The sequence below is a fragment of the Micromonospora sp. NPDC051227 genome (genome assembly GCF_044455385.1).
GTDB lineage: Bacteria > Actinomycetota > Actinomycetes > Mycobacteriales > Micromonosporaceae > Micromonospora.
On record NZ_JBITET010000002.1, the window covers coordinates 282568 to 298079 of the forward strand.

Annotated in this window: 14 protein-coding genes; 1 reads left to right on the top strand and 13 read right to left on the bottom strand. The window is 71.2% G+C overall.

The annotated features are described in order from the left end of the window. Positions 1–3: 3 nt before the first annotated feature. The 5 genes from mtrB to efeU form a co-directional block, all read right to left on the bottom strand. A complete protein-coding gene (gene mtrB, locus ACIA47_RS05500; protein WP_396705739.1) occupies positions 4–1761 on the bottom strand; it encodes an MtrAB system histidine kinase MtrB in 1758 nt (585 codons plus the stop codon). Between the two features lie 12 nt (positions 1762–1773). Further along, the gene (gene mtrA / locus ACIA47_RS05505; RefSeq protein ID WP_030331519.1) at positions 1774–2463 is read right to left on the bottom strand and encodes an MtrAB system response regulator MtrA; all 690 of its coding nucleotides are present in this window, start codon (positions 2461–2463) and stop codon (positions 1774–1776) included. A 223-nt stretch (positions 2464–2686) separates the two neighbouring features. After that, the gene (gene efeB / locus ACIA47_RS05510) at positions 2687–3964 is read right to left on the bottom strand and encodes an iron uptake transporter deferrochelatase/peroxidase subunit (protein ID WP_396705741.1); all 1278 of its coding nucleotides are present in this window, start codon (positions 3962–3964) and stop codon (positions 2687–2689) included. Positions 3965–3989: 25 nt separating this feature from the next. Further along, entirely contained in the window at positions 3990–5123 is a 1134-nt protein-coding gene (efeO, locus tag ACIA47_RS05515) for an iron uptake system protein EfeO (protein ID WP_091394006.1), read from the bottom strand. A 22-nt stretch (positions 5124–5145) separates the two neighbouring features. Next, on the bottom strand, positions 5146–6045 hold the full coding sequence (efeU, locus tag ACIA47_RS05520) for an iron uptake transporter permease EfeU (protein WP_396705744.1): 900 nt from the start codon (positions 6043–6045) through the stop codon (positions 5146–5148). 137 nt (positions 6046–6182) lie between these two features. Between efeU and ACIA47_RS05525 the strand changes: the two genes are divergently transcribed. After that, entirely contained in the window at positions 6183–6329 is a 147-nt protein-coding gene (locus ACIA47_RS05525; RefSeq protein WP_396705745.1) for a hypothetical protein, read from the top strand. Positions 6330–6513: 184 nt separating this feature from the next. On the opposite strand, the gene ahcY is transcribed toward ACIA47_RS05525, so the two are convergent. The 8 genes from ahcY to nfi form a co-directional block, all read right to left on the bottom strand. Further along, the gene (gene ahcY / locus ACIA47_RS05530) at positions 6514–8013 is read right to left on the bottom strand and encodes an adenosylhomocysteinase (RefSeq protein ID WP_396705747.1); all 1500 of its coding nucleotides are present in this window, start codon (positions 8011–8013) and stop codon (positions 6514–6516) included. Positions 8014–8292: 279 nt separating this feature from the next. Then, positions 8293–9456, bottom strand: a complete 1164-nt coding sequence (gene manA, locus ACIA47_RS05535) for a mannose-6-phosphate isomerase, class I (RefSeq protein ID WP_396705749.1) — start codon at positions 9454–9456, stop codon at positions 8293–8295. A 3-nt stretch (positions 9457–9459) separates the two neighbouring features. Further along, a complete protein-coding gene (locus tag ACIA47_RS05540; RefSeq protein WP_396705751.1) occupies positions 9460–10467 on the bottom strand; it encodes a cation diffusion facilitator family transporter in 1008 nt (335 codons plus the stop codon). Between the two features lie 67 nt (positions 10468–10534). Beyond that, the gene (locus tag ACIA47_RS05545; RefSeq protein WP_091394020.1) at positions 10535–11731 is read right to left on the bottom strand and encodes an SIS domain-containing protein; all 1197 of its coding nucleotides are present in this window, start codon (positions 11729–11731) and stop codon (positions 10535–10537) included. After that, positions 11728–11913 (bottom strand): Trm112 family protein, encoded by a 186-nt coding sequence (locus tag ACIA47_RS05550; protein WP_091394023.1) that lies wholly within the window; start codon positions 11911–11913, stop codon positions 11728–11730. Before ACIA47_RS05550 ends, ACIA47_RS05545 begins: the two co-directional genes overlap by 4 nt. A gap of 61 nt (positions 11914–11974) precedes the next feature. Then, complete coding sequence (locus ACIA47_RS05555; RefSeq protein ID WP_396705754.1) at positions 11975–13360, bottom strand: phosphomannomutase/phosphoglucomutase; 1386 nt, start codon at positions 13358–13360, stop codon at positions 11975–11977. Positions 13361–13429: 69 nt separating this feature from the next. After that, positions 13430–14488 carry a hypothetical protein gene (locus ACIA47_RS05560; RefSeq protein ID WP_396705756.1) on the bottom strand — a complete coding sequence of 353 codons (1059 nt, stop codon included), beginning with the start codon at positions 14486–14488 and terminating at the stop codon, positions 13430–13432. 150 nt (positions 14489–14638) lie between these two features. Continuing rightward, positions 14639–15280, bottom strand: a complete 642-nt coding sequence (nfi, locus tag ACIA47_RS05565; protein ID WP_203124818.1) for a deoxyribonuclease V — start codon at positions 15278–15280, stop codon at positions 14639–14641. Between the last annotated feature and the right edge of the window lie 232 nt (positions 15281–15512).

Genomic DNA, 15512 nt, shown 5'->3' on the forward strand with positions numbered 1-15512 from the left:
GTCTCACGAGCGCACCTCCGTCCGCTGCCCGTCTCCGGCTGGAGCCGGGCCGATTGCCAGTGCCCCGCCGGCGCCGGGACCGATGGCCAGTGGCCCGCCGTCGCGCGGACCGCCGAACGGCAGGGTGGCGTCGGCCGGCACCAGCCGCAGCGGTGAGGTGGTCAGCCGATCGCCCGCACGGGCCGGCAGGGTGAGCCGGAACTGCGCCCCCTGCCCGGGAGCACCCCACGCCTCCAACCAGCCGCCGTGCAGCCGCGCATCCTCCAGGCTGATCGACAGGCCCAGCCCGGTGCCCCCGGTCTGCCGGGCCCGGGACGGGTCCGCCCGCCAGAACCGGTTGAACACCAGCTTTTCCTCGCCCACCTTCAGCCCCACACCGTGGTCGCGGACGGTGATCGCCACGGCGGTCTCGTCGATGCCGAGGGTGATCAGCACCGGACGGGCCTCACCGTGCTCGACGGCGTTGCCGACCAGGTTGCGCAACACCCGCTCGACCCGTCGCGGGTCGACCTCGGCGATCACCGGTGTGCCCGGCAGGTCGAGTTCGATCGGTACGCCCACCCGCTCGGCCAGGCCAGCCAGCCGGTCGACCACCCGGTGCACCACCGGCACCAGGTCGGTCGGCTCGGAATCCAGCATGGCGAAGCCCGCGTCGAACCGACTGATCTCCAGCAGGTCGGTGAGCAGCTCCTCGAATCGATCCAACTCGGCCTGGAGCAGCTCGGCGCTGCGGGCGACCGCCGGGTCGAACTCGTCGCGCTCAGCGAAGATCAGGTCGGCGGCCATCCGGACCGTGGTCAGCGGGGTACGCAGCTCGTGGGAGACGTCTGAGGTGAAGCGACGCTGCAACCGGGACATCTCTTCCAGTCGCAGGATCTGCCGTTGCAGGTTGGTGGCCATCTGGTTGAACGACGCGGCGAGCAGGGCCAGGTCGTCCTCGCCGTTGACCACCATCCGCTGGTCGAGCAGGCCCGCGGAGAGCCGCTGGGCGGTTCGTGCGGCGACCCGGACCGGGTTGACCACCAGCCGGGTGACCAGCGCCGCGAGCAACCCGAGCAGGATCACCAGCGCGACCCCGGTGGCCACCACGGTGGCGCGGGCGTCGGCGGCGGTGACGTCCTGCCGGCCCAGCGGGACCAGATAGTAGAGCTCGATCTGGCCGAATCGGGTGGGCACCGGCGAGCCGTAGACCAGATATTTGGTGCTCTCGCCGGTGAGTCGCCCGGTGCGGATCTGACTGGCCACCTTGCCGTCGGCGATCGCGGCCCGCAGCTCGGGGCTGATCAGCGACTGCACGTTCGCGGACGGGGAGGTGCGCGTCTGGATGTCGTTGGGATAGTCGTCGGCGGTGATCGCCACCACCACCCCGCTGGTCTGCTGGGGGTCGCCGCCGGCCAGGTAGTTGACAGTGCCGTCGATGGTCTCCTGGAGCTGCGCCTCCTGCGGCTGCCCGTAGAAGGAGACCTGCTTGGCCGCGTAGCTGGCACCGCTGGTCACCCGCTGCCGGACGTCGCTGCGAGCGCTGTCGAGCAGGATGGTGGTGATCTTGTCAGCGATCAGGAACGCGAACCCGCCGACCAGCAGGCTGGACGCGACCAGCGTGATGGTCACGACCCGGACCTGGAGCGAACGGCGCCAGGTTTGGTGTGCCCGACCCACCGCACGAGCGACCCGACCGCTCAGCGCACGCCAGAGCTCCCCGCCGGCGCTGGGCCGGCGGGCAGCCGTACTCGGGGTGGGTGGGGGCGGCGAGGTCGACACAGTGCGACCAGGCTATCCGGTCCCTGCCTTGTAGCCCACGCCCCGCACGGTGAGGATGATTTCCGGTCGCTCCGGGTCCGGCTCGATCTTGGCCCGCAACCGCTGGACGTGCACGTTGACCAGACGGGTGTCGGCCGCGTGCCGGTAGCCCCAGACCTGTTCGAGCAGCACTTCACGGGTGAAGACCTGACGTGGCTTGCGGGCGAGCGCGACCAGCAGGTCGAACTCCAGCGGCGTCAGCTTCACCTCCTCGTCGTTGCGGCTCACGGTGTGCGCGGGCACGTCGATGGTGATCTGGTTGTCCGGCGGCCCGATGGTGAGCATCTCCGGGGCCACGTCCTCGCCTCGGCGCAGCCGGGCCCGCATCCGGGCCACCAGCTCCTTGGGCTTGAACGGCTTGACCACGTAGTCGTCGGCGCCGGACTCCAAGCCGAGCACGACGTCCACGGTGTCGCTCTTTGCGGTCAACATGACGATGGGCACGCCGGACTCCGCGCGGATCGACCGGGCCACGTCGATACCGCTCATACCGGGAAGCATCAGGTCAAGCAGCACGATATCGGGACGGCTGTCGCGAAAGGCGGCCAAAGCCCGCTCGCCGTCCGCCACAAACGAGGGCAGGAAACCCTCACTGCGCAGCACGATGCCGAGCATCTCGGCGAGCGCGGGGTCATCGTCGACCACCAGTACGCGGGCTCTCATGGGATTAATATTGCATCCTCATTCAGTTCGGTGGGACCGGCGTCCGCCGGTAACGCTTCGCGCCGCCGTCGAACCGGTGATCGCGGTCCGCGGCGGCGGCGCCACGGCTGCGGTGCCTGGCGCGCGAACGGGTCGTCGCCAGGCTGCCACCATGATCCCCCTTTGACGCCGCCTGGCGCCACCGCACGCTGGGCCGATCCGGTTGTCGCCATCCGGACGACGGTCAGCCGAACAGCCCACGCCCCCAGTGATCCCCGCCGTCGCGTACCCCGGGAGGGCAGGCGAACACCCCGCTGGAGACGTGTCGCAGGTACTCGTTCATCACGTCGTGCCGCGCCAACTGCGTCTGGATCGGCACGAACTGACGGCGTGGATCGCGCTGGTAGGCGATGAAGAAGAGGCCCGCGTCGAGTCGGCCGAGGCCGTCCGAGCCGTCGACGAAGTTGTAACCCCGGCGCAGCAGCTGAGCGCCGCCGTTCCGACTCGGGTGGGCCAGCGTGACATGGGCGTGCTCGGCGATCACCGGCTTCCCGTCCGCGCCGCGGGCGGCGAAGTCGGGCTCGTCGAACTCGTCGCTGCGGCCCAGCGGCGCACCGCTGCCCTTGGCCCGGCCGACGATCTCCTCCTGCTCAGCGAGGGAGGTCCGGTCCCAGGTCTCCACGAGCATCCGGATCTTGCGGGTGACCAGGTACGAGCCTCCGGCCATCCAGTCCGGTCCGTCGCCCGGCTGCACCCACAACTGGTCGCGCAGCAGATCGGTGTCCTCGGCCTTGAGGTTGGCCGTGCCGTCCTTGAACCCGAAGAGGTTGCGCGCGGTGGCCTGCTCCCGCGAGGTCGACGAGGTGCGGCCGAAGCCCAACTGCGACCAGCGGACGCTCACCACACCCATGCCGAGCCGGGCCAGGTTGCGGATCGCGTGCACCGCCACCTGTGGGTCGTTGGCGCAGGCCTGGACGCAGAGGTCGCCCCCGGAGAGCTGCGGCTGCAACGCGTCGCCGGGGAACTTCGGCAGCTCGGCGAGGGCGGCGGGCCGACGGTCGGCGAGGCCGAAGCGGTCCCGCCCGTCGGCGTCGCGGAACAGCGTCGGCCCGAAGCCGATGGTGAGGGTGAGCTGCGAGGGAGGCAGGCCGAGTGCTTCACCGGTGTCGTCCGGTGGGGCCTCCGGCACACCGCCGACCGCACCCAGCACCCCGGCGTCGCGCCCCGCGGTCATCCGGGCGGCGGCGGCCGTCCACTCCTCCAGCAGTTCGACGAGTCGGGCCCGGTCCTTGGTGATCACGTCGAAGGCCACGAAGTGCAGCCGGTCCTGCGCCGGGGTGACGATGCCGGCCTGGTGCTCACCGTGGAACGGCACGGCCCCGGCCGGGTGGTCGTTCGCCGCGGCCGGGCCATGGGAGCCGTTCAGCAGCGCTCCCGCGCCGGCCGCCACTCCGGCGACCCCGGCCACCCCGGCGCCGGCCAGGGTGATGGCCCGGCGCCGGGTGAACCTGCTCCCGCTCATCGACTCGACTCTTTCTGCCAGGTGGTCACTTCGCGACGGCCGCGGCGACCTTGCTGATCGGCTCGGCGAGTGCGTTGATCCCGTCGGAGAGCTCCTTGAGCTCGGCCTTGCTCAGCGCGGTGTGCAGCTTCCACCCGTCGCCGTCGCGGTGCTTGCCGAGCAGCCCCTCGACGTTGGCGAACTCGGTGTCCAACTGCGTGACCAGCTCCGGCGAGCGCTGCTGCAACGCGGGCCGCAGGGCGGACACGGCGGCCTTGGAACCTTCGAGGTTGGCGGCGAAGTCCCACAGGTCGGTGTGCGAGTAGCGGTCCTCCTCGCCGGTGATCTTGCCGCTGGCCACCTCGTCGAGCAGCTCCTTGGCACCGTTGGCGAGCTGGAGCGGGGAGAGCTTCTCGGCGTTCGCCTTGGCCACGATCTCCTTGACGTCGACCAGCAGCCGGTCGGCGATCGGGCCGTCCTTGCTGATGTCACCGGACTGCCAGAGGTCCTTCTCGATCCGGTGGAAGCCGGTGAACTCCATCCCCTCCTCGATGACCTCCTCGCGGCCGTCGATCTTGGGGTCGAGGTCGCCGAAGATCTCGGCAACCGGCTCGATCCGCTCCCAGTAGGTGCGGGCGACCGGGTAGAGCGCCTTGGACTTCGCGACATCGCCGGCCTTGACCGCGCCGACGAACTCCTCGGTCTTGTCCAGCAGCGCGGCGGTCTGGCTCTTGACGTAGCGCTGGTAGTTGTCGGTGGCGTCACCCAGCGCGGCGTCCGCGGTGAGCGGCTGCGCCGACCCGCTGACCTTGAGCGCACCCCGGATGCCCTTGCCACTCATCCCTGGCTTGCAGGCCGTCTGGTACGTACCGGCCGGCAACTCCACGTGCAACTCGCGGCTCAACCCGGGGGCGATGTTCTCCACCTCGCCCATCACGCGGTCGCCGTCGGCGTACACGTAGAACTCGGTCACCTTCGCACCCGAATTGGTGATTTTGAAGGTGGCGGTGCCGGCACCGAGGTCGGTCGAGCCGACCTCACAGGCGGTGTCGCTGGCCTTGACCACGATCGGCCCGCCGGACGCGGCCGAGTCACCCTTGTCGGAGTCGGAGCAGGCGGCCAGACCGGCCGTCGCCAGCACGCCGGCGGCGGCCAGCGCGAAGAACTGGGTGGTACGCATCTGGGCTGTCTCTCCTCGTGGGTCAGGCACGCTGCGGCGTGGACGCCGCCTCGGCCTCGGCGCCGGTGTCGGCCCCGCGCTCGGTGACGGTGGTGGTGGTCGCGGCGGGTGCCGGCTTGCGCCGGGCCGGTCGCAGGAAGAGCAGGAGCACCGGTACGGCGTACGCGACCCAGGCGATCGTCTCCAGCACGGTGGGCGCGGGAGTCACGTTGAACATGCCGGCGAGCAGGGCCGCGTACCAGGCGCTCGGGTCGAGCGCGCCGGTGATGTCGAAGGCCAGGTCGTTCAGGCCGGGCAGGACGCCGGCCTCCTGGAAGTCGTGCACGCCGTACTTGAGGATGCCGGCGGCGACCAGGATCAGCAGCGCGCCGGTCCAGGTGAAGAACTTGCTGAGGTTGATCCGCAGGGCGCTGGCGTAGAGCAGCACGCCGAGGACCACGGCGGTGGCGATGCCGCCGATCAACGCGAGCAGCGGGCCACTGTCACCGGCCGCGCCCTGGGCGGCCGAGTAGAAGATCAGCGCGGTCTCCAGACCCTCGCGGATCACCGCGAGGAAGGCCATGCCGGCGACGGCGAGGGACCCGACGGCCAGCGCCTCGGTGAGCTTGCCGCGCAGTTCGCCGGCGATGGTCCGGGCGGCCCGGCGCATCCAGAAGATCATCCAGGTCACGAAGACCACGGCGGCGACCGAGGTGATCGCCTCGAACAACTCACGATCCTCGGACCGGGACAGCAGCGAGGTCGACGTGTACTCGATCAGCCAGCCGAAGAGCACCGAGAGCGCCACGGCCAGGCCGACGCCGGCCCAGACCTGCGGCAGTCGGTCCCGGCGCTGCGACTTCACGAGGAAGGCGACCAGGATGCTGACCACCAGGGTGGCTTCCAGCCCTTCCCGCAGGCCGATCAGGTAGGTGGCGAACATCCGGGCTCCGAGTAGGTTAGGCACGCCTTGGCTGACTTAGGGCAGGCATACCTTCCTCCCTGCTCAGGGCCCTCGTCAAGTCGTTCACGACAAGCTCACCAGGCCCGACGACGCTCGGCTGTGGAAAGATCCCCGTCGTGAGGGGATTCCTGCCGTGGTTGACGGTGCTGGCCGTGGTCCTGCTGCTCAGCGCGCTACGCCTACGGGCGCTGGCCACCCTCGTGTCGCTCGGCTGGCTGGCCTGGTGCGTCTGGACCTGGTTCCGCCCCACCCGCCGCAGCTGACCCCGCCCCGCCCCCCACCCCCACGATCTTGCACTTCCTGCGGCGGCATATCGCGCCAAAAGCCGCAAATCCCCAACCGAAACTGCAAGATCGCGGAAGTGATGGGGGCACGGCGGGGCACGGCGGGGGCGGAGACGGCGAACCGGGCCGGCTGCGAACAGCCGACCCGGTCCGGAGATGTCGATCAGTAGCGGTAGTGGTCCGGCTTGAACGGACCCTCGGTGGAGACGCCAAGGTAGGCGGCCTGCTCCTTGGTCAGCGTGCTCAGCTTGGCGCCGAGCGCGCCGAGGTGCAGCCGGGCCACCTTCTCGTCCAGGTGCTTGGGCAGCACGTAGACGCCGATCGGGTACTCCTCGGTCTTGGTGAAGAGCTCGATCTGGGCGATCGTCTGGTTGGCGAACGAGTTCGACATGACGAAGCTCGGGTGCCCGGTCGCGTTGCCCAGGTTCAGCAGGCGGCCCTCGGAGAGCACGATGATGGCGTGCCCGTCGGCGAAGCGCCACAGGTCGACCTGCGGCTTGATGTTGATCCGCTCGACGTCGGACCGCTTGGCCAGCCCGGCCATGTCGATCTCGTTGTCGAAGTGGCCGATGTTGCCGACGATGGCCTGGTGCTTCATCCGGGCCATGTGCTCGTTGGTGATGACGTCGAAGCAGCCGGTGGCGGTGATGAAGATGTCGGCCTGCTCGACCACGTCGTCGAGGGTGGCGACCTGGTAACCGTCCATCGCGGCCTGCAACGCGCAGATCGGGTCCACCTCGGTCACCACGACCCGGGCGCCCTGGCCGCGCAGCGACTCGGCGCAGCCCTTGCCCACGTCGCCGTAGCCCATGACGACGGCCATCTTGCCGCCGATCAGGACGTCGGTGGCGCGGTTGATGCCGTCGATGAGCGAGTGCCGGCAACCGTACTTGTTGTCGAACTTGCTCTTGGTCACCGAGTCGTTGACGTTGATGGCCGGGAAGAGCAGGGTGCCCGCCCGGTGCATCTCGTAGAGGCGGTGCACACCGGTGGTGGTCTCCTCGGTCACGCCCTTGATGCCGGCGGAGATCCGGGTCCAGCGCTGAGCGTCCTCGCCGAGTGAGCGGTGCAGCAGCTCGAGGATGACCGCGTACTCCTCGGAGTCGGCGGACTCGACCGGCGGGACCGCCCCGGCCCGCTCGAACTCGGCACCCTTGTGCACGAGCAGGGTGGCGTCGCCGCCGTCGTCGAGGATCATGTTGGGACCCTGCCCGTCGGGCCAGGCGAGCACCTGCTCGGTGCACCACCAGTACTCCGGCAGGGTCTCGCCCTTCCAGGCGTACACCGGAACCCCGGCCGGAGCCTCGGGGGTGCCGTTCGGGCCGACGACGATCGCCGCGGCGGCGTGGTCCTGGGTGGAGAAGATGTTGCAGGACGCCCAGCGCACCTGCGCGCCGAGCGCGACCAACGTCTCGATCAGGACGGCGGTCTGGATGGTCATGTGCAGGGAGCCGGTGATCCGCGCGCCGGCGAGCGGCTGCGCCTCGGCGAACTCGCGCCGGATCGCCATCAGGCCGGGCATCTCGTGCTCGGCGAGCTGGATCTCTTTACGCCCGAACTCGGCGAGCGACAGATCCGCCACCTTGAAGTCGCCGTCGGCGAGCGTGCTCGGCCGGGCCTCGGACGGCGTGCCGCTGGCGGACGCCGGGAGGGTGCTGGTCATGAAAGCTCCTGTCGAACGATGTCTGCGCCGACCCTCCACCTTACGCGCGTCGGCGACGGGCATCAGGCACGGTCGGCGGACAGCGCACGGGGCGGTCGGTGATGGACGGACCTTCCCGCCCACGTCCCGCCCGCCCCGTGCATCCCCCCGGTTTGGTTCCCCCGCACGTTCTCGGACCGTCGTCGCGATAACGCTGCGTACTCATAGAGTCACACTAAGGCAGGGTGACGTCAAGCTATTTCAGGAAAGCCGGACTTGTGTCTTACGCCCGAATCGAGGTCAGCGCAGCCCGGACGTCGCCACGTACGCCACACCGGCGCCGTCGATCCGCAGCGGCGCTCCCAACGCCGTACCGATCGCCGCCTCGCCCGAGACCAGCGTCAACGCGCCAGCACCGTCGTCCACGGTGATCGAACCGCCGGCGCAGAGCACCACCCGGGGGCCGGGCAGCGGCAGCGTCACCGAGGGCACCGCCGCGTCGACCCGCACCCGGTGCAGCGCGAAATCGTCCACCGGCACCGGCCACCAGTCCACGCCCGGGCCGACCGGCTGCGCGGCCCGCACCGGATCGTCGAGCACCTCGAAGCGCAGCACCCGCAACAACTCGTCGACGTCCACCCGCTTCGGGGTCAGGCCGCCGCGTAGCACGTTGTCGCTGGCCGCCATGATCTCCACGCCGCAGCCGCTCAGGTAGGCGTGCAGGTTGCCGGCGGGCATCCAGATCGCCTCCCCGGCCTCCAGCCGCAGGTGGTGCAACAGCAGCGCGACCAGCGCACCCGGATCCCCCGGGTACGCCTTGGCCAGCCGGCGGGTCAGCTCCGCGTCCGGGCCGTCGGCCGGCGCTGCCACCACCGCGGCCAGCAGGTCGTAACGCCTGGCGACCGGCCAGCCGAGCAGCGTTCGCACCGCCGTCCGCAACCCCGCCGGCCCGGCCCGCAACGCGGCGACCACCGGCGCCAACGCCGGTACGCCAAACGCGGCGAGCGCCTCGGCCGATTCCGCCGGATCCCGGAAACCACACAGCGCCTCGAACGGGGTGAGCGCGACCAGCAACTCCGGCTTGTGGTGCGGATCGGAGTAGTTGCGCTGCCCCTCGGGGCGTCCCGCCTCCGCCGCGTAGCCGGCCTGCGCCTGCTCGGCGTCCGGGTGGGCCTGCAGGCTCAGCGGAGCGTCGGCCGCGAGCACCTTGAGCAGGAACGGCAGTCGGCTGCCGAACCGCTCGGACACCCGCTGGCCGAGCCACTGTCCTGGCTCGTCCCGCACCAGGTCGCAGAGGCTCACCCGCAGACCGGCGCGATCCACGTGGGCCGGGGCGCCCGGGTGGGCCCCCAACCACAGCTCCGCCTCCGGACCCGCGCTCGGCGCCGATCGCCCCTGAAGGAGGGCGATGGCCGAGCGCGAGCCCCAGGCGTAGTCCCGGATCGGCCCGTACAGTGGCTCCACCCGTCAGCCCCCGGGCCGCCCGGCCGGCTCGCCCGACGTGTCCTGCGGCTGCGGCACGGCGGTGTCGGCCGCGGTACCGGTTCCGGCCTCGGCGGCAGCGGCGCTGTAGACGTCCGGCTCCAGATAGATCACCCGCGCGATCGGCACCGCGGCACGGATCCGTGCCTCGACGGCGTTGATGCCACGTGCCAGGTCGTGGGCGCTCTCCCACTCCGGAACGGCGATCTTGGCAGCCACCATCAGCTCTTCCGGGCCCAGGTAGAGCGTCTTCATGTGGATGATCCGCTCCACCTCGGGGCCGTCGGTGACGGCCCGTTCGATGGCGGCCAGCTCGGACGGCTCGGCGCCCTCACCGAGCAGCAGGCTCTTCGTCTCGATGGCCAGCACGACGGCGATGACGACCAGCAGGATGCCGATCATCGCGGTGCCGGCGGCGTCCCACTCGCCGTTGCCGGTGATCAGCGTCATGGTGACGCCGAACAGGGCGAACACCAGACCGACCAGCGCGCCGAAGTCCTCCAGGAGGACCACCGGCAGCTCCGGCGCCTTGGCCCGGCGGATGAAACGCACCCAGGACTGGTTGCCCCGGACGTGGTTGGACTCCTTGATGGCGGTCCGGAAGGAGAACGACTCCATGATGATCGCCGCCACCAGCACGACGACCGGCAGCCACTGCCAGGACTCGATGCCGCCCTTGTGATGCCACTTGTGGTACGCCTCGTAGAGCGCGAACAGGCCACCGATGCTGAACAACACGATGGACACGATGAACGCGTAAATGTAGCGCTCCCGGCCGTACCCGAAGGGGTGTTCCGGGGTGGCCGCGCGCTTCGCCCGCTTGCCACCGAGCAGCAGGAGGCCCTGGTTACCGGAGTCGGCGACCGAGTGGACCGCCTCGGCCAGCATCGACGACGAGCCGGAGAGCAGGAACGCGATGAACTTGGTGACGGCGATGCCGATGTTGGCCAGCAGGGCGGCGACAATCGCCTTCGTCCCACCGTTGGCGCTCATGCCACCGCTCCGCTTCGCCGCACGAAGCCGCCCGGTCCACGCATGACGCGCCGCCCCCTACGTTCGTTCACTGGTTCGACAGCTCCTTCATCTCGGTGATGGCCGGAACGGCCATCGGGTCCAACCCGTGTGCCAGAGCAAGGTAGATCGAGGCGAAATCCGGAACGGCGATCAGCGACGCCAGCCGTTCCAGGGCGGAGCCGCCCTCGGCGGTCACCACGTCGCACCGCACGCCACGGCGCTCCGCGAGGGTCTGCACCGCGTCAGCACGGCGCTCCTCGACGGCGAGCGGCTCGTCGGTGTCGTCCTCGGCGTTGAGCCCGCCGTCGCGCAGCAGCACCAGCCGCAGCCGGGTGCCCTCGCCGTCGTCCTCGGCCGGGTCGGCGAAGATGTCCCGCTCCCCCTCGGCCAGGCCGCCGAAGACGCCGTCGAGCAGCCCGACCCGACCCCGCCCGGCCTCACCCAACGCTCCGGTGACCACCGGGTAGCGGGCGTTGGCCGACAGGGTGTCGCCGAACCGGCGGGCCGCCACCGTGGCCAGCGGGGACGAACCCCAGACGATCGGGATCGAGCCGGCCAGGCCCAGCGCCAGTGACTTCGCCGGGTTGACGAAGGACTCGGCGGCGGACCGGCAGCGGTCGGCGTCCGCGTCGAGCCGGGCCGCGGTCTCCGCCAGGTCCGCCTCGTTGACCTTCACGAGCCCGAGGGAACGGGCGGCGAGCAGGACCGGCACGGTAAGCGCCCAGAGGCTGGCCCGGGCCGGGGCACGCCGGGGCACCGGGATGAACGGCGCCCGGGCCTGCTCGGCGATCGACTGCAACTGCGAGTCCGGGGCACCCACGGCGACGAGTCGGGCACCACGGCGGTGGGCCGCCTCGGCCGCGCCGAGCGCCTCCGGGCTGCGTCCGGATGCGCTCACCGCGATCACCACGTCGGCCGCGCCCACCCAACCGGGTACGCCGGCGGAGCGGTGCCCGATGATCGGGACCGGGCAGCGTGGCCCGGCGACAGTGGCCAGCACGTCCCCGGTACGCCCGGCGGTGCCGATGCCGGCGATCACGACGGCTCGGGGCCGCCCGTCGTCGGCGAGCACCGCGAGGTTCGCCTCGGCTGCCAGCGCGGCGCTCTCGCGAACCTGCGCACCGGCCGACGCCGTGTGCCGGAGCATGCCGCCCGGGTCGGCCTCGGCCAACGCCTGCGGGTTGTCGAGCAGGGCCTCGTCGGCGTCACGGCGCCCGCTGACCCCGGCCGTACCGTCGATCATGAGGACTGCCCGGGGCCGCCGCGCGCCTCGTCGAGCAGCAGCACCGGCACGTCGTCGCGGACCTCGAAGATCCGGCCGCACTCCGTACAGGTCAACGTCTGCGCCTCGGCGTCATAGGTGAGCGGGGCGTGGTGCGTGTCCGGACAGGCAAGGATCTCGAGCAACTGCGGATCCAGGGCCATGGCGCGGCTCCTTCCACGTGTACGGCTTGACCGACGGCGGTGCCGACCGGCGCAGGCGATCTTATCGGCGAACGCGGTCGAGCACGTCGTCCCGGAGCGAGACCATCCGATCCCGGGTGGGCGCCTCGACGTTGAGTCGCAGCAGCGGCTCGGTGTTGGAGGCGCGCAGGTTGAACCAGGCGCCGTCGGGGAAACGCAGGGTGAGCCCGTCCATCTCGTCGGCCACCGCGTCGGGGTACGCGGCGCGCACCTCGGCCACCGCTGCCGCCTGGTCGACCACCGTCGAGTTGATCTCGCCGGAGGCGATGTAGCGCTCGTACTCACCAGCCAACACAGACAGCGGCAGCGACTGCTCGCCCAGCGCGGCCAACGTGTGCATCGCCGCGAGCATCCCGGTGTCGGCGAACCAGAAGTCCCGGAAGTAGTAGTGGGCGGAGTGCTCGCCGCCGAAGACGGCGTTGGTGCGGGCCATCTCCGCCTTGATGAAGGAGTGCCCGACCCGGGCGACGACCGGCTGCCCACCGTGCTCCCGGATGATCTCCGCGACGGCGCTGGAGGTGATCAGGCCGTGGATCACCGTGGCCCCCGGGTGCTTGGCCAGCTCGCGTGCGGCGACCAGGGCGGTGATCGCCGAGGGTGAGACCGGCTCGCCGCGCTCGTCCACCACGAAGCACCGGTCGGCGTCACCGTCGAAGGCCAACCCGATGTCGGCCCCGTGCTCGACCACCGCACGCTGAAGGTCGACCAGGTTCGCCGGGTCAAGTGGGTTGGCCTCGTGGTTGGGGAAGCTGCCGTCCAACTCGAAGTAGAGCGGCACGATCTCCAGCGGCAACGGCGACAGGGCCGCGTCGCCCAACACTGTCGGAACGGTGAAGCCACCCATGCCGTTGCCGGCGTCGACGACCACCTTCAACGGGCGGATGCCCGAGAGGTCGACCAGCTTGCGCAGGTAGCCGGCGTAGTCGGGGAGCATGTCGCGCCGCTCGGCGGGCCGGGTCGGCGCACCGGCGGGACGAGCGTCGCCCGAGTCCAGGAGGGCCTGGGCCCGCTCCCGGATCTCGGCCAGGCCGCTCTCCTGACCGATCGGGCGGGCACCGGAGCGGCACATCTTGATGCCGTTGTACTGCGCCGGGTTGTGGCTGGCGGTGAACATCGCGCCGGGCAGGTCGAGCGAACCGGACGCGTAGTAGAGCAGGTCGGTGGAGGCGAGGCCGATCTCGATCACCGAGCGGCCCTCGGCGCGTACGCCGGCGGCGAACGCGGCGGCCAGGCCGGGCGAGGTGGCCCGCATGTCGTACCCGACGACGACGGCGTCGCCCGGCTCGTCGGTGGAGTTGAGCAGTTGGGTGAAGGCGGCGCCCAGTGCCTCGGCGACCCGTTCGTCCCACTGGTCCGGCACCGTCCCGCGGACGTCGTACGCCTTCACAATCTGGGACAGATCAGACACGTGTTCCACTCCTTGGCCGCGGGTTAGACACCGATCCTGAGCCTAACGGAGGGCCGGGCCGTACTCCGCTCAGCCGGGGAGCCGAGGAATGAACACGGTGTGGCCGCCGCCGTCGGTGGGCGGGTCACCGGGCTCCGGGCGACCGTCGGGCCGGCCCGGCATCGGCTGGGTGGCCTCCGGCGCCGGGGTGTCCGGCCGGGCACCGTAAACCCCGCCCGTGGCGGGACGCGGTGACGGCACCGCACCACCCCAGGCGGCGGCCGACGGCTGCTGGCCGTACACCTGACCGGGGCGACCGGGCGCGGCCGGCAACCCACCCCCGGCGCGGTAGGTGGTGCCGCCGGGATTGCCCGGCAGGGTGCCGGGCGCGTCGTCGGACGGCTTCCGATCCTGCCGCGAGCGACGGAACAGCAGCACGATGAGCAGCAGTCCGACCGCCACCAGCACAATGCCGAAGTACATCACCGGTGATCCTCCAGACGACTCGGCGGCGGTCGCGGTGGTGTTCGGCGCCGCGGAAACGCCACCCGGCACCGCCGGGTTCACCGCCTCGTCGACAGTCGCGACCTCGGTCGGGCTCGGAGTCGGCGTCGGCTTCTTCGACCGCGACGGAGTCGGCGACGGAGTGACCCGCCCTCCGGTCAGCCGCGCCGCGTCGGTGGCGCGACCCAGCGTCTGGCCAGCGGCGCTGATGCCCGCGCCGGTGACCACGAGACGGCCGCCCGGCGAACCCGCCGCGAACGCCACCCGGTACCGCACCGTGATGCCCTTGCCCTTGCACAGCGTCGGCTTCAAGGGCGACGTCTGCGCGGTCGACACGGTGCCGGCACCGCCGGTGACGGCCACCGGGAACCAGCGCCCGCCCGCGTTGACCTCGACCGTCACCTGGTTCGGCTGGAGACCCTGCAGGCTGAAGCCCAGCGCGGTACGCAGCAGGACGCACCCGTCGGTGCGCTTGCGCACCGCGACGTTCACCCCCTGCGCGGAACCACCGGCGGCGAAGCTACTGGCCGCGCCCACCCGGACCGAGTCCTGATCGGCCAGCGCCGGTGACGCACCGAGCATCACCAGGCCGCCCGCAAGACCGCAGACCGCCGCGAGCCGTGCCACGCGTCGACGCACTGTCATGATCACCTCGCCGTTCTCCCCGGGTGGGGTCCGCGGGTCAGGCTACTACCGGCCCACCTGTCCCACCGGTCATAGAGCGCCCCGCATGTGTGCGGCGTTACGGTTTACGGCTCCTCCCGCCGACCTCCTGATGGCGGACTGACCAGCCATTCAGCGGGCCTGCTCCGCCTGGGCGAGGGCGTCACGGCACAGCCGGTCGGCAGTGCGGGTGGTCTCCGGCAGCCGGTAGCGCGGAGTCAACGCGAGCACCTGCGCTGTCGCGTTCTCCAGGCTCACCCGATGGCCGACGCTGACGAAGACCGGCTTCACCCCGTCGCGGGTCCGCAGCACCCGACCGACGACCTCATCACCGTCGTGCAACGACGACCAGGAACCCCGCTCGGCGGACGGCGGATCCCACACCCCGACCAGTGGCGTCTTCGCCACCCCGATCGCGGGTAACCCGGTGACCACCCCCAGGTGACAGGCCAGCCCGAACCGGCGCGGATGGGCCAGCCCGTGCCCGTCGCAGACCAGCAGGTCCGGGATGGTGGTCAACTGGTCGAGCGCAGCGAGCAACGCGGGCAGCTCACGGAAGGCGAACAACCCCGGCACATAGCCGAACGCGGGTCGCCCCACACCGACAGCGGAGTCCACCACCGCCAGGGTCCGGGCGTCCAGGACCGTCACGGCCGCCGCCAGCAGGTCACCACCTTCGGCGTACGCGACGTCCAGGCCGGCCACCGTCGCGGGCGCGCTCGGCCCCGGCCCGACCAGGTCCACCAGCGGCCGCAACTCCTCCTGTACGGCCACCGCCTCGGCAACACTGCCCGGCCCGGTTGTCCCCGTGCCCGGCGTGCGCGGCGTGCGCGGCGTGCGCGGCGTGCGCGGCGTGCGCGGCGTGCCCGGCGTGCCCGGCGTGCGCGATGATCCACTCGGCTTCACGGAAGTCGGGCTATCCCACGGCCCTGGATGCCCCGACTTCAATGAACCCGAGTGGATCACCCTCGGCCTGAGACGTCGGCACCATCCCCGGGGGCCCTGC